Below are 16,052 nucleotides of genomic sequence, written 5' to 3'. Positions count from 1 at the left end.
TCGAAACTTTCATTGAGGTGCAGTGGTTCTTAATCGTGAGTACTTCGAATACCCACGACATTGCGAACGTCCAGTGCCCACGCATCTTACATGCCTTCTAATCTGTCTTGTCATTTCAAAATCGGCCAATTAATGGCCGCTCGGACAAAACACTAACAGCATTTTCGGTCGTGCGAACCTAACAGATCTGCTAGTACCAAAACTCGAAATTCAGGCGTAAAAACTGTTCTCAATGAACGCGGCGTCCACTCACCAGCCGACGATAAACGAATCAATGCAAGGAGTTCCAACCGTGGCCGATCCAAACCCTGCGCCGACAATCGACGCAATAGAAGCTGATAACACCATTGATCTCGTGAAACTGGGGCCGGCCCGGCTTATCACCTATATCGACTACGACGGTATCGCCGAAGGGCACTATGTTGATTTGAATTGGCGCGGCTGTGACCCCAATGGCGTTGTGTATGACGACCTGAGGTCTGGCGTAGAAGTGACCAAGGACAATCTGTCGACCAGGGGCGTGCAAATCGACATTGAAAACAAAACGCTCAAAGATGTGGATCAGGGCTGGGTATTTTACTCGTATCGGGTTGATTCAACCGGCACTGCGGGCGATGAGTCGAACCGGATCTTTTTTTACGTCGGCAAACGTCCCCGGGCCAAGCCGTACCTGCCGGTGTTGCAGATCAAGGAGTCCCATGACCTGCATCTGGACCTCGCCACTGTTGGCATGACAGCGGGTGTTTGGGCTGGGCCTTACGAAGCCATGGCCGCGGGCGATACCCTTAATTTCCACTGTCGTCGTTTCGATTCCAGTGGCAAAGAGCTGACGCCGGCGATTGAAAACTCCGAAACAGTGTCTAAAGAGCAGGTCGGTAAACCGTTTCCGCTGTTCCTCAGCAAGTCTGATCTGAACCGGATCGCAGGCGGCCGGATTGAAGTGAACTACGGCATCCAATACGTCGACACACCGGACGAAAGGACATTGTCGTCCCTGCAGGTGATACACATCATCCCGCCGACATCACCTGTGTTACCAGCGCTGGAGATCGTCGGCCATACCCCGGGCCAAGTGATCAGCCCGGCACGGTATGCCGGCGGAATGCCGGTCCGAATCGCAGCCTATCCCGGCATGAGCGTCGGTGACCGGGTGTACTGTTACGCAAACTCTGAGGCGGACGATGCTGAACAGCTTGTCCTGGAAACGCAGGTAGATGCCTCAACGATTGACAAAGGCTTTATCGAGTTTTTCATCGATTCGCGGTGGTTGAAAGCCAGCAACGGTAATGCCATCGACTTGCGATACCAGTTCGCCTGGATTGGTACCGCAATGTCCGCTCCTTCTTACCCCGCGACGGTTCGTGAAGCTTTGAACTTACCAATGGCAATCGTCGTAGGGGCTGTGCCCGGTGAGGATCCGGTAGAAGGTGAGGGTGAGCTGGACGTTTTTGCCCTCAATATCAAGGGCGTAAACATCAAACTTGATGAGCTGACCAGCTACCAGCCTGGTGACGGGATTGAGATGCTCTGGGATGGGTATGGCACAACAGGCCACTACATCGCCACTGATCCAATCCCGGAGGATGCGCGTACGTTCAACATCCCGCCCCAATACATACCGGCGAACTTCGGTAAAACAGTGCAGGTGTACTACAAGGTGACACCGAGAGGCGAGACAGCGGCTGAAACATCGGGTGTATTTGGTGTACGCGTCTTGGGAATACCAGCGACAAGATACCCAAGTATTCAGTCCAGACAAGCGCAACAGGCTGGCGGAAAGATCTCTGTGAAAGCGGTGCCCGCTGCGGGTGAACTTTTCTCCTATCCAACCGGTTGGCCCTATATCCGTGCAGGCCAACGCGTGAACGCCGTGCTGGTCGGGAGAAATATTGCGAACAACGAGCGCCTGACCCTTCCGATATTCGACAACCACACTGTCAGTGCATCCGAAGGCAGCAGCCAGAAGCTTGAGATATACGTGAAACAAACTGAGTTGGCGAAATTCAAATTGGAACAAGTCGCCGTTCAAGCGACGATTACTTATGAGCCCGGTGCAGAAATAACTCTACGAGAAACGCATTTTACATTGGTTTCTTGATGTCATTTGCTTTGAAAAAAAACAAGTTTTTATAATTTAATTTTAGTGAGGTTTAACGTCATGGCTGTTAAAAAAGTAACGCAAGCAGAATACCTTGCTTGGATGGCCAGTTCATCGCGCATGAACGGTTGGGGTGCGTTCGTCGCCTACGATCGTGACAAGTGCAATCAATTGTTGCTCCAGGAATACATTGCAAAATTCGATGAAAATGAGTACGAATACGCGATCGATGACACCTACGCAGATGGGGACACTATTTGGAATTGGGTCACCAATTATCAAACAGACACGCCACGATTGAGTTTTGAAAATAATCCTGATGACGCTGGTAACAACGTCGCAGAGGCGAACTTGAGCATAGCGGTTGTCGGAGGCGTGACGGTCCAACTGACCGGTGCTTCCAAAAATCCCGAAGTGACCAAAATCAATTCTTATGATCCGCTAGACCACCCCGAGCTCAAGGCAGACAGGGTGATGCTTAGCGATATCCAGGGTGGAGTGGATAAAAATGGAAAGGTAGTACTTGACCTGGGGGCCGATGCGACACAGAGGCGCATTTGGGAGTTGAGTGGATCGCGCTACCAGCATGAGCGTCGTATGGGCGGCGCTTTTATGAAACGTAAATTCCGGGAAGCAGGCCCCGAGCGCAGTACGTTTCCACTTGGACAACTGGCTTATACCGACCAGGACTATCTGAAGCCGCATAGATTCCAGTCACGCATTGTTATGGAACAGGGTGCGAATTTAGCGAAAGCATCTAACTTTGGCAATGGTGCATTGGAATTGCGCATTGCAATGAAAGACCAACCATTAGGTGGTTTTCCGGGGGATGATTGGTTGTATCCGTTTCCGAGTGATCGGCCGGAGATTGATGCTAGTTTGATGATCGGTAATAAGCTGCTGATGCGTGAGATCATTGCCATTGGCGCCAAGCGGGTTTTTAACTCTGACGATGCGACGTTTGAAGAAGCGGTTGACGGCGGGGGAAACATTTGGAGACTAAAAGTTAACCCCTCCAACGGTTTTTTATACGTGCCATCGACTGAATATTCTGCGGACCGCTATAGATTTCGGTGGTTCGAAATACCTATCTACATTAATCCCGACCATAGGTTGACCGTCACAAATTATGGTGATGGGAATATGGGGGTCGGCATGGGGACAGTCGAGCATGGTATCGGATGCGGCGTCTGGATTGGTGACGATTTGCAGATCAAGCAGTTTAGTATGGGTGTTAATATCAGCGGTACGTTTTCGTTTGAAATTGATCCGGATCTTCGAAGGATTATCGTTAAGGTTGTGAACTTCAAGGTGGATGTTGCAGTCAAGGAAAAAGGAGAAATATCCGATGCGGTCGCGGGGTTCATCAATGCTGAGAATTCACCTTTAAAACAACAGATCACAGAACATTGTAAGTCTGAGGTTGCCAAGATTTTCGTTAATGCATTTGAGCCCATTGACGCGTTTGTGCTGCATAGTCTCTTATTTACCAGTGAAGACGCGATAGAACTGAAAAGTGTTCATGCCCCTGTTGATCTGGTTAGTTTTGGCTCCATTAGTCCACGCTTGACCACCTTTGCCATAAATCCTCAGGAAAAACTCCTCGGTTACGGTACTGCCCACACCTTTGCAACCTCACCCGTCACAACGGGGGTAAAGTGGAGTGTAAAAAACATTGATGGCACCACGAGCGGAGCCGGACAAATCAATGAAAGTACCGGGCGATACACCGCGCCCGGGCTTGACGACATTGATGGTACTTTCAAGCGGGTAAAAGTGACGGCCACTGCCGCAGGTCATACCAGCACAGCACTGGTAACGATTGCCGCCCGCGCTATTACCCTCAATCCGCTGGTGCAAACGTGTGATGCCTCCAGTGAGGGCTCAGCGGAAACGGTAGCGTTTTCAGCCAATGCAATGACCGGCGCGTTGAAGTGGTCGGCAACGGAAGGCGAAATTCCGGAAGACGCTAATGAGGATCGGACAAACGTTTACACGGCCCCGTTGAAACAGCCGTTTGAGGATAAAACATTTACCATTGACGAAGTCAAGGTAACTAACACTACGGGGCAAGTACAGTCCTCTTTTGTTGTGGTGAAGCATAATAGGCAGGGCTTGACGATTGATGTTGAACTTGACGGACAAGCTCCCGGGAAAGCGCAGTTTTCTGCATCGCTCGGCAGTAGACCGGTTCCTGATGCCGTTTGGAGTTGCTTTCCTGCGGAGGGCGCCGGTTCAATCGACCAGAACGGTCTTTATACTGCTGACCCTACCAGTCAACATCAATTTGTTATTATAACTGCCAATTTCACAATGAATGGCTGGTTGATGGGCGATAACTTTTCTATACAACCCCTGCCCTTGGGAGCATTACCGCCAAAACCTGCCCCTGAAATCCCACAATAGCCCTAAGAGGTAATCGCGCAATCAGCGAAACGCCTTTTTTGTAGCCTGACGCAATTGTTCATTCCTCTGAAAAGTTCAGAGGACTTTCCACGCACGCCCACATTATTGTTTTGAGGATCATTATCATGGCCGGCAACTCACTTACCGATATTTTAGAAAAAATGACTGCAGGCTCCATCATGGAAAAATGGGGAGCGATATGTGCGTTTGACCGCGAGCGAGTTAACCTGATTTTACAACAACAATGGTTGAAAAAATACGAGGGATTCAACCACATGCCGGGGTTTTCCGGGAAGGTGTATTTAAATGATGCGAAAACAGAGGAGGGCGAACTGACTGATATTGTATTGGGTACACCTTTGTTGTCATTTGAACCCTCAGTGCTCAGTAACTCTAAAGCCAGGCTGACACTCAGTATCCTGAGTGGGACGTTTACCGCCCAGGAAAAGAACATGGGTGTGATGTACAGCTACGCCATCACAGAAGCGCAAGGTTACACGGTCACGCTGCATTTGGATTTGTCGTACGTCAAAGGAGAGGTTGATCTGTTCGGCCGGGTGATCCTGAATATCTCCCAGGGCACCACGTTTTCATGCAATCTGGCGGCGCCAGCTACCAGCCAGGAAAAGCTTGGGGCGTTCTTCGACGAGCGATTCAAGGCACTGGATCCTGAACGGCAAGTATATGAACTGGGGATGCTGAACCTGAGCGGGGTCAGTGATTTGCACCCTGACAGTTTCAAAATTCTGACGCAACGAGCGCCTGGCGCAGCGGTGGCCGGGGCTTTGAACGCTGCAGATGGCGCTGTCGTGGTGATGGTTAAACTTAAAGGCAGCGAACACGGTGGGGACTATCCGTCGCCTGAGACCTTCCCCTACCTCATTCCTGATGATGAAGAAAATGGACTCAAGAAGTACTCGGCGACGATGGTGCTGGCCAGGGAGTTCAGCGGGCGTTGTGAACACGAGAAGCTGGAGTTGATTCAGAGCCTGCTTTTCCCGGAGGGGAAAAACGTTTTCGTCGAGCATTCGCGTTTCGAACCTCATGACATGGTTATTTTCGGTAGTCTGGACCCGTCTAAAACCTCACTGACCATCGAGCCCTCGTTATACAGCCTCAAGGCCGGTGGTGAACCGCTCAACTATCTAGCCTATTTGAACGGTGAACGTGTCGCTGCGCAATGGAGCGTCAAAAGCCTCAACACTTTCGCGTCCGGAGGTGAAATGGATCCTTACGGTAGATATATGCCAGTGGACGCAGATGAAATCGGTAAGGATGTTGCGCGCAATATTGTGACCGCGACCTTTGTTGACCCGATAACAAGGCTGGAATATGTAACTTCGGCACTGCTGTTGGTTACTGCGGAAGACATGACCGTGTCGCCCAAGTCTGCGGCGAGGCGCGCAGGCGGTGAATCCGTGACCCTTGTCGCAACAGCGCTCAGTGGGAGTACCCTGACCTGGAGCAAACCGGAGTTGGGTGACTTGGAGGTCACTGGCAATGTAGCGATCTACACGCCGCCCACCACTATGGATCCGAAAGTTCCATTTGTTACCCAGAAGATCTCGGTCACCAACTCGGACGGTGAAACTGTAACAGCCAACGTGGTGTTGTCCGCTTTTGACGCAACGGTGGCGATTAGTCCTCCTTTTGTGAGCACGCTACCTCGCTCCGGCGTCGTAGAACTGAGCGAAAGTTCGGCCGCTCCACCTGAGTTTGAACGTCAGTGGTCAGTTATCTCTGGTGGCGGAAGCGTTTCAACGAAGGGTGTGTTCACTGCCCCTGCCGGCCGTTCAAGTGAGGTCAACGTTGTCCAGTGCCTTATTTATGCACAGGGGTGGCTTGTACGCGCCGGATACAGCGTCATAAATAACCGCAACCATGTTTTGGAAGAAGGGTGGGACCAGCTCGACTCGTTTCACATAATGTCTCGCAGAGGCGAAAGAAAATTGTATGCCAATGGCTATCAACAACTGGCCCTTGATATAAAACTCAAGACGCGGGGCGACGTGCCTATTACATTAGAGGATTTGTCTACCTTGAGAATCTTCTATATGGATTCGAAACAACAAGTTGTTGATTTGCCGGCAGGGCAAATCGGTGTTCCGAAGGGGAACGTAAAATGGGCTCAAACACGTGTGACCAATGATTACACACCGGCGGGCAGTACCAACGGCAAGACGTTGACAGATAACGCTCCTGCCGCTGAAGATCAACATGTCTATGTCTACATGATGGCGAGAGATACGACCGACATCACGAAGTTTTACGCCGTGTTTCATTCGCAGGGCAGACCCTACAGTTCGCTTGATTCAACACACGAACTCCGTTCCATTGAATTGCTTCCCGAACGCAGCCCTACCGTTAATTTCGGCAATTATACCCTCAAACGAAATCGTATTGAGGGCGGTGGGCAAAGTGAAAGTGACCAGGACGATGATCGTAATTTCGATTATTTTCTCGAAACGCTGGATTACTGGGAGTTATCTTTTAAACAGCCTTCAGGGAAAGTGCTGAAGTTCATGACGGTCAAACCGATGAATAAAGGTTCGCACGTTCAGTGGGAAAGTACGTTCTATAACGAGAGGATGTTCAGTTGCACGGGCTGGGCGTTTAGAGGGATGGGCAAAAAAAGCTTGCCGCCTGTAATGACGTACAGCCCGATACTGAAGTGCTCCACTCAAGTAGGACAGGCACTCAAATCTGAAATCAATAATTTCAGTCTGTCGGAGGGGGATCTTCTTTTTTCCGTGGTTCGCCGCAAGGATGTCCGCCAGGACAGTGCTGGCGATTTCAACGAACTCAAGGCAGAAGGCATGCAGTTTTACATGACTGACGAGGAAGGCCATCAACATGCCATTGAGGTGAAGTTGAAACCAGACGATCGGAATCGAATTCAGGTCAGAACGATTGCACCGCCCACTCTCTGACGACTGTTTTACAAGCGGTGCATCGCGCACCGCTTTTACCTAATTGTTGACTGACGAGATCGAACCATGAAAAACGAAGAAAAAACGGCACTTCACTCCAATGCGTTCAACTTTCGCAGCTTTGTACAATCCGGTGTCGACCCGCGCACCGGGTTATATACCGTGGCACTTTCGCTGCACGAAGTAGAAGCCAACGATCTGCGAGGTCCGGTACCCAAACTGTCGCTTTCTTTTAACCCGACCAATCCCTTGAACTACGGGTACGGGGAAGGGTGGAGTCTGGGTTTAACGCAGTTCATCACCGATTCACAAGTCATCTCAGTATTTTCAGGCGAGACGTTCAAAGTCACGGGCGATTATGGGGACGATGCAGAAAACCCGGATGCCACTCGCCAGAAAATGAAAGAACAGAAAATCCAGAGCTTCAAATTCTACGAACTGTCCGACGATGATGCACAGCGCGAGTTTGGCGAGTACAAAGTCGTGCACGCCTCCGGACTGGTAGAAGTCCTCAAGCGCATGGGCTCAAGCCCGGAAGTGGCCATGCCGGTGAAAATGTACTCCCCTCAGGGGCATGCCGTTACATTGACCTATGGCGGCGGCGCGCAGGGACGGATGCTGAGTACCATCAAAGATAGCCAGGGCGTGTTGCTGGAAGTCATCAAGAGCTCATCCACGATTGAACTTCGAATCAAGCCGGTACGAGACGTACCGTTGGCAGTGTTCACCTTGGAACTGGACAGTGACCGGCTAACGCGCGTCAACTTGCCTGTCACCAACGACGCCGGCTGGCGTTTCGAATATGGGATCGAACGCGAGCAGCTGTGCATCAAGGAAGTCTGGACACCACTGGGTGCTCACGAGACCCTCTTGTACAACGACCTCGGCCACGGTTTCCCTGGTGGCAGCGATCGTCTGAACCTGCCCCGTGTCACTGATCATGTCACCGACCCGGGTGGTGGTCAGAACTCGATTACCGTGAAGTACAGCTACAGCGACAGTGGCAACAACTTCCTGGGTAAAAACTCGCCCATCAGTTGGACTGATGACGGGCTGGACAACCTCTATAAAATCCTCGGTACGTATGTATATGAGTCCACCGAAAAGCTGATGGTGGAGAACGACGCCGTTCGTACCGTCACCCGGACGTTCAACCGGTTTCACCTGCTGACCTCGGAAGTCACCACCCAGGGCACTCATCGTCAAACCGTCAAAACCACTTACTACGCTGATGATTCGTTGTCGTTTGACGAGCAGGTGCGTCAATGCCAGTTGCCGAAAGAGGTGGCAACACGCTGGAATTTGACCGATAACGCGACGCAATTTCGTGAAGACAAGGTAATCAGTGAGTACGACATTCACGGTAACCAGACACTTAGCGTTCAGGCCAACGGCATTACCGAAACCACATCTTATTACCCTGCCGATGGTGTGCCTGGGGTGTGGAAAGACCCCTATGGTTTTGTCCGTCATGTGAAAGAAAAAACCGTCTCCCCGGCCAAGGACCCAGCACTCGTGCCTGACTTGCAAGCCGGCGCCCCGGTTTTACGTGCACGCTACAACTATGTCGAACAACCACCTCTGAGCACCAGCGCGACTCATTGGGTGGCTCTGGCCGAAGAACAATTGCTGGAAGGCACAGGCGAAACCGCACCGCTACTGGAGCGCACGACCTACACATACTTCAACGAGCCGCTCACCCCGTTTCTGCATGGTCAGCCTAAACGCCAGGGGGTCGCACGTGGTGGCGCCAACGACCTTCACACTACGTTTACCGACTATGAATACAGCAAGCCCGCCGCCACTTTTGCGACTTTTGCCGGTGAAACCGTTTTACTCACCAAACAGACGCTGACCACTGATTTCGACAGCGTGCACAAAGAAATTCTCGAGGAGCGCTCGCTGCTCAATGGTCAGCCGATCCTCTCCAGTGATAAAGACGTCAAGATCCGTTATACCTACGATGCCTTGGGTCGGGTGCGTACCGAAACAGTGGCGCCTGACAGCGCGCTCAATAACGCCACACGTACTTACACTTACCGACTGATCCGCCCGGCTGATCAGGACCAAGCGCCGGTAACCGACCCGGTTACCCAGGAAGTCGAAGATGTCAAACAGGTAAAAAGTCGAACCTGGCTGGATGGCCTGGGTCGCCCAATCAGAGAGCAACGTCAGGATAAGGACAATGGCACCGCCGCTTTTCGCGACATTTACGAAGCCACCTATGACGCGCTGGGCCAGTTGACCACCGAGACCGAGATCGACTGGTTGGAGAAAACCGATCTCAAGTTGACCAGTACTTTCACCTATGACCTGTGGGGCCAGCAGTCCAGCGTCACCGGCCCGGACGGGGTCAAAAGTTTTACCGATAACAACCCCATCACCTTCACCAGTGAAGAATGGGTCGAAGGGATGGGCAAGACCAAAACCCTCAGTAATCGCTTCGAAAAACCGGTCACGGTCGAGCGCTTCGAGCTGGACGGCAAGACGCGTGTCAGTTTGCACAGCTACAAATATGACGGGCTGGCACGGACCGCATCGGAGAAAAACGCAGCCAACCTGGAAACCAAGTACGTCTACGATGCTTACGACCGCATGATCGAGACCACGTTGCCTGATCGCAACAAGGTTGTGCGTGAATATGCAGTGCACAGCCGTGCAGACTTGCCGACGCTGATTCGGGTCGGTTCAACCGTGCTAGGGACCCAGGCGTTCGATGGTCTGGAGCGAATGACGAAGTCAGTCACGGGGGGGCGTGTCACCGAATATGAATTCGACGGCAGCACCAGCCAGCCAGATCGGGTCAAGCGGCCAAGCGGTGACGTGATTGCTTATACCTACATGCCTGAATTGACCGAGGAGCCAATCACGCGTGTCACCATCCCCAAAACGGCAGCGTTGACGGCGATCGAGTCGACTTATGATTACGATCCGAAAAATGCACGGTTGATCGAATCTTCAGAACAGGGCCTGGCGCTTTCCCGTACCTACAACAGCAACGGTGAAGTGATCACCGAAAAACGTACCCAGGGCGGCGAGCCCTATGAAATGACCTACGTGTACAGTCGACTGGGGCGTTTGGTGCGTTACACCGATGTACTCAATCAAGTGCAGCGATACGAGTACGATCAAAAAACCGGCCAACTCAACTGGACGGCGCTGGGTGAAGCAGGTCAACCGGGCTATATCAAGACGGACTTTACCTACAACGCCCAAGGGCAGACCGCCACCATTCACACGGTGGACGGCTCCGCAGATCAAAGCCTCAAAATCACCCTGAAGTACGACGCTCAAGGTCGTGAGACGGTGCGGGACTTTGATTTCGGCGCATCGGCTTCTCGTCTGAGCCAGAGCTGGAATGGTCTGGATCAGATCGTGCACAAACTGCTGAGTGAAGGTGCCGATGAGGGCGGCGAGATCCTGCGTGACGAGCACTATGAGTATGAGTTGCGCGGACGTCTTGAGAATTATCAATGCGCCGGACCACAATCCCCCGTGCACCCTTGTGGCAAAACACTGAAATCACAAATGTTCTTTTTCGACGCTATCGATAATCTCGAAGAGGTTACCTCCACATTTGCCGATGGTGGTTCCATAAAATCAACGTTCGCCTATGCATACGAAGACCCGGCGCAGTTGAGCAGCATTACCGATGTACATTCAGAAAATCCCGATGATCCCCTCGTCCAGAAATTTGAATACGACGAAAATGGCAATTTGCTCGAGGACGAAGCGGGTCGACGCCTGGCTTATGACAGCCTGGGTCGCCTGGAAAGTGTCAGCGAAAAGGATGGTGGAACGCCCAGAGGTCACACATACGACAGTGAGGACAAACTCTCGTCAGTCGGCGGTGCGAGCAACAACGAACAGCGTTTTTACAATGGCGATACATTGGTAAACCGGATTAGCGGTGATCAAACAAGCACCTTCGTGCGTGCCAACGAAACACTGCTCGCTGAGCAGCAGGGCGGTGGGGGCCCAAAGTCCTGATGCTGGCCAGCGACCAGAAAAATACGGTCCTGTCAGAGATGAGTGGTGGCGTGGCCAATACCATCGGCTATACCGCGTATGGTCATCAGAATGCGCAACGGCCGGTTGAAACGCAGCTGGGCTTCAACGGCGAGTTTGGTGAACCGGATACGGGTTGGCAGCTGTTGGGTAATGGGTATCGGGCTTATAGCCAGAAATTGATGCGGTTTCAGAGCCCGGACAGTTGGAGTCCGTTTGGGGACGGTGGGTTGAATGCGTATGCGTATTGCGAGGGGGAACCGGTTTCTAATTCGGATCCGGAGGGGCATAGCGTATGGAAAATGATTGTTATGGGGCTGATGGTTGGCGGCGACGATGCAACTGGGAGCGCCACCAGCGGGGCGAAAGCAGTGAAAGGAACTCGTGGAGTGGATAACATTGCGGATGGTATGACGGACCTCCGCATTTCGGGACGCTCCAGAACCAAAGCGCGCGGGACAACTGCGAAAAGAAGCGACACTCCCCCTCCGGATTACGACAGCTCTCCTACTCGAACTCAACTTCCAAGTACATCTAGGTCTGCACAGTCTGCGCAGAAGGTAAAAAGACCACCTCAACCTAAATTTAAAGTGGGTGATTATGAGCATAATAAGATCAACTTTCCCGAGGCTTTTAAGGCTGCTCAAGCACGGCATGTAACAGGTGCCGTAGTGGGAAAACACGCGTTAGGTGACTTAGTCAACACCACTAAGAAAGGCTCGGTTGAACAGTGGTTTGGTTTGCCTGAATTCAATACCGCAGTACGTCAAACCCTTAAGAGGCAGGTTGGGAAGCACGTCGACAAAAGATAGTTAAGCTTCATTGTATAAGGCTGCGGTTCCAACCGCAGGCTTTAACTTAAACCCTCATGGCCCTGTTCGTAACGGGCACTCTGGAGAGCGCGTCGCGACAATCCTGTTTCGATTTGACTGTCGTGGCGCATCAGGGTCGCATTCATCAAATTTGAGGTCTTACCTTGATGGTTGCTAAATCAACTACGACTGAAAGATCGCTACTATTTGCCGTTGATGAAAAAAACACTGTGTTGTGTGAAGTCAGTGCACGAGGAAACAAAGATATCGCTTACACGGCCTACGGTAACCGCTCGAATGAATCGTCGAGCAGTCAGCTGGGTTACAACGGCGAGTTGCGTGAGGACAAATGGGGTTGGTATTTGTTGGGTAATGGCTACAGGGCTTTCAATCCCAGGCTGATGAGATTTCATAGCCCGGACAGTTTGAGTCCGTTTGGGGAGGGTGGGTTGAATGCGTATGCGTATTGTGGAGGGAATCCGATTATGCGTTCGGATCCGACGGGGCGTATGGGTAAGTGGGTGAAACTGGCTACCGGCCAGTGGTCCGAAACTGTTATGTCGAGCGTAAACTCAGGGCCTTTAATGCCAAGCAGTCACTTGGCGCAAGTTCCTGTAGTGGCGAGGGTTGAGCTGCCTACTTCGTTTTCAGGCTCGGCTTCCCAACTTCAATTACACCGAAACGTTACTGCCGGCGTTATGCAGGATTCTGTCGTACAACAGCCAAGCGGATCTCATGTGCTTGTTACGACCGCAAGCAATGCTCGAAGTAGGTTGCAACAGGGCGATGCCGTGTATGGTCAGGCACGTTCTGCAACAACAGTTAGTTTTAGCGAGATGGCAGAGCGTGTGCATTTTGATAGTAGTAAAAAACTCAACAAAAGTTGGGTAGGGGTCGATGATGTTCCGGCCGATGCTACATTTGACTACAAAAGAAGAGGGGGTTTGATGTGTCGGCCTAAACAACTTGCCGAGGTGAAACCTTCTTTCATAAGGCAAGGGATTAAAGAGGCCAAAGTGACAGCTTTATCATGAGTAGATAAACGGAGTATACGTAGGTAAAACTCCCCGGTTTTAATCATGAGAATGCGGGGTTTAGCCTTTTAACCCACTCACCCTCGCAAACTCCACCAACGCACCGCCATGTCCAACCCCCAACTTGTCCATCGCGGTGCGTTTCTGCCGACTGATCGTTTTCTCACTGCGATTCAGTTGCGCGGCAATCTGGCGCCCCGACATGCCCTGCACAAACAATCGCACCACTTCCAGCTCCCGCTCCGACAACGCCGCCTTCGGTGCTTCGTCGGCATGACGCGGCAACGTCTGTGCGTCCAGCATCCGCTCAAAAGACGGACTCAAATACCGCCGACCTTTTGCCACTGCATGCACGGCCTGTTTCAACTCGGTCAGCGAGCTGTGTTTGTCGAACAAGCCGTTAACACCGGTGTTGAGCAGCGCCTGGAGCAAACCCGGGTTACACAGCATCGTCATGACAATCAGCTTCACGTGACTGAAGTGTCGTTTGACGTAGCTCATCAGTTTCAGCCCGTCGGGGGACTGACTGTCGGGCATTGAGTAGTCGCACACCAGAATCTCGCAGGGATAGCGTTCCAACTGTTGAAGAAGTTCATCGGCATTGTACGCTTCAGCGACTACGGAGAAGGGTGAACCGATCGGTAAGGTCAGCGCCATTTTGACGCCTAGCAATACCACGGGATGGTCGTCGGCGAGGATGATCCGGTATGTAGTTTGAACACCCCGACCGGCTACGCCGCTGCGATGTTCTGGCATCGGGTTGTCGGTGGGTGTCAGGGCAGATAGAGGTCCGGGGTTCATGTGGCTTCTCGGTTCAGGCTGATTGGGGCACTGAACAGAAGGGTGGATCCGGATCAAGGCAAGTGAATCAGACCTTGCTCCAGTGCCTTGACCACAGCGGTCCAGCGCGAGCTTGTGCCGAATTTTCGGCGAATGTTGTTGAAGTGGTAATTCACACCGGCTTCGGTGCAATTGACGATTTGGGCGATCTCCCATGAGGATTTGCCTGCGGCGCTCCACTGCAGCACCTCTGCTTCTCGGTTGGTCAGTGATATGGATGTCGCGTGTTCGGGCACCTGAGGCTGAAAATGGACCTGGGTTGGCGATGACCGGACGGGCGTCACATTGGTACGGTTCATATCGGAATCTCCCATTTATCATCAATGATCGCGTGGGCGCGGAGGAATCTTCCTACTGCAAATTGGACAATTCACGCGGCCGCCTTCAGGCACGGTGTAGGTGGCTGGAGGTTCGGCCTATTTATAACGCGAAAAAAAAGCCACGGAACCTGTCACAAATTACAGGTAGGCGACTTTATCGACGTGCGGACTTCATGGCTGTAGTCCGATGGATAATGTTTTGTGGGACTTTTCCGGAGGACGACCGTAGGTACTGAATCGAATTTTTTTTTGAATTGCACGCCCGAAGTGGCGCCTTTGGCGAATTGAGATAGGGTTGAATCAGGATTTCGCGCGACAGGAGAACCACATGCGCTATTCAGGCTTGACCCATCGCATCGCCGGAGAAGGCGCTGCGGCCTGGCACATTCATAACCGCGCACTGCAATTGCGCGAGCAGGGCGTCGACATCCTGTTGCTTTCGGTCGGCGACCCGGATTTCGATACACCCCAACCCATTGTTCAAGCAGCTGTCGGAAGCTTGCTGGCTGGTGACACCCATTATTCGGAGGTGCGCGGCAGTCGAGGGCTGCGCAACAGCATTGCCCGCCGTCATCAGCGACACACTGGCCAGGTGGTGGACGCCGAACAGGTGGTTATCATGCCGGGCGCCCAGTGTGCGGTGTATTCGGTGGCGCAATGCGTGCTCGATCCCGGGGATGAAGTGATTGTTGCCGAACCGATGTACGTGACCTATGAAGGCGTGTTCGGTTCAATCGGGGCGAAAGTGGTGCCGGTGGCGGTGCGTTCAGAGTACGGTTTTCGGGTTGATCCGGAGGATGTCGCGGCGCTGATCACGACGAAAACCCGCGCTGTTTTGTTAAACAGTCCAAACAATCCTTCCGGTGCGAGTCTGTCGCTGGATATCTGGCGGGAACTGGCTTCGTTGTGCATCCGTCACGACCTGTGGCTGATCAGCGACGAGGTCTACAGCGAGCTGCTGTACGAGGGCGAGCACATCAGCCCGGCCAGCCTGCCGGGCATGGCCGAGCGCACCGCGACCATCAACAGCCTGTCCAAATCCCACGCCATGAGCGGCTGGCGAGTGGGCTGGGTGATCGGACCCAAGCTATTGGCTGATCACCTCGAACATCTGTCGCTGTGCATGCTGTTCGGCATTCCGGAGTTCGTGCAGAAGGCCGCACAACTGGCGCTCGATGAGGACTTGCCGGAGGTGACGCTGATGCGCGAGGAATACCGTCAGCGCCGCGACCTGGTGTGCGCGAGCCTTTACGGATGCGCGGGTCTGCGGCCGATCTGTCCGGACGGCGGGATGTTTGTGATGGTCGACGTGCGCCAGACCGGTTTATCCGCGCAGCGGTTTGCCGAATGCCTGCTGGAGGGGTATGGGGTGTCCGTACTGGCCGGGGAAGCGTTCGGGCCTAGTGCGGCGGGGCACATCCGGATTGGATTGGTGGTGGATCGGCTGAAGCTGGCAGATGCGTGTCAGCGTATAGCATTGTGTGCGTCGAACGTGCTGGAGGCGCGGCGGGCCTGATCAAAACATCAAAAGATCGTAGCCTGCGGCGGCTCCTACAGGTATTGAGTTCACCAGAAATTGTGGATGATTAAGTCCTGTAGGAGCT

The 16,052-nt window shown here is 52.7% G+C and carries 9 protein-coding genes; 7 read left to right on the top strand and 2 right to left on the bottom strand.

Annotation, left to right across the window (positions count from 1 at the left end):
* The first annotated feature begins 292 nt into the window (after positions 1–292).
* From AC3ZVB_RS10590 to AC3ZVB_RS10565, 6 genes are all read left to right on the top strand, one after another.
* Positions 293–2,098, top strand: a complete 1,806-nt coding sequence (locus AC3ZVB_RS10590; protein ID WP_490146484.1) for a hypothetical protein — start codon at positions 293–295, stop codon at positions 2,096–2,098.
* A 60-nt stretch (positions 2,099–2,158) separates the two neighbouring features.
* A complete protein-coding gene (locus AC3ZVB_RS10585; protein ID WP_490146483.1) occupies positions 2,159–4,504 on the top strand; it encodes a hypothetical protein in 2,346 nt (781 codons plus the stop codon).
* Positions 4,505–4,629: 125 nt separating this feature from the next.
* Positions 4,630–7,434, top strand: coding sequence for a hypothetical protein (locus AC3ZVB_RS10580; RefSeq protein WP_490146482.1), 2,805 nt, complete (start codon positions 4,630–4,632; stop codon positions 7,432–7,434).
* A gap of 66 nt (positions 7,435–7,500) precedes the next feature.
* On the top strand, positions 7,501–11,424 hold the full coding sequence (locus AC3ZVB_RS10575; protein ID WP_490146481.1) for an RHS repeat domain-containing protein: 3,924 nt from the start codon (positions 7,501–7,503) through the stop codon (positions 11,422–11,424).
* A complete protein-coding gene (locus tag AC3ZVB_RS10570) occupies positions 11,424–12,254 on the top strand; it encodes an RHS repeat-associated core domain-containing protein (RefSeq protein WP_490146480.1) in 831 nt (276 codons plus the stop codon). Before AC3ZVB_RS10575 ends, AC3ZVB_RS10570 begins: the two co-directional genes overlap by 1 nt.
* Before the next feature lie 167 nt (positions 12,255–12,421).
* Positions 12,422–13,288 (top strand): RHS repeat-associated core domain-containing protein, encoded by an 867-nt coding sequence (locus AC3ZVB_RS10565; protein WP_490146479.1) that lies wholly within the window; start codon positions 12,422–12,424, stop codon positions 13,286–13,288.
* Positions 13,289–13,348: 60 nt separating this feature from the next.
* Here the strand turns inward: AC3ZVB_RS10565 and AC3ZVB_RS10560 are convergent, their stop codons facing one another.
* Together AC3ZVB_RS10560 and AC3ZVB_RS10555 are read right to left on the bottom strand one after the other, a co-directional pair.
* Positions 13,349–14,089: a response regulator gene (locus AC3ZVB_RS10560; protein WP_162436468.1), complete on the bottom strand. Its 741-nt coding sequence runs from the start codon at positions 14,087–14,089 to the stop codon at positions 13,349–13,351.
* 53 nt (positions 14,090–14,142) lie between these two features.
* On the bottom strand, positions 14,143–14,427 hold the full coding sequence (locus AC3ZVB_RS10555) for a helix-turn-helix transcriptional regulator (protein WP_281508179.1): 285 nt from the start codon (positions 14,425–14,427) through the stop codon (positions 14,143–14,145).
* A gap of 349 nt (positions 14,428–14,776) precedes the next feature.
* On the opposite strand from AC3ZVB_RS10555, the gene AC3ZVB_RS10550 reads away from it, so the two are divergent.
* Entirely contained in the window at positions 14,777–15,964 is a 1,188-nt protein-coding gene (locus AC3ZVB_RS10550) for a pyridoxal phosphate-dependent aminotransferase (RefSeq protein ID WP_490146478.1), read from the top strand.
* The last annotated feature ends 88 nt before the right edge of the window (positions 15,965–16,052 follow it).

The sequence above is a fragment of the Pseudomonas sp. MDV22-iso1 genome, from assembly GCF_058145095.1.
This window is presented reverse-complemented; position numbering and strand designations above follow the sequence as displayed.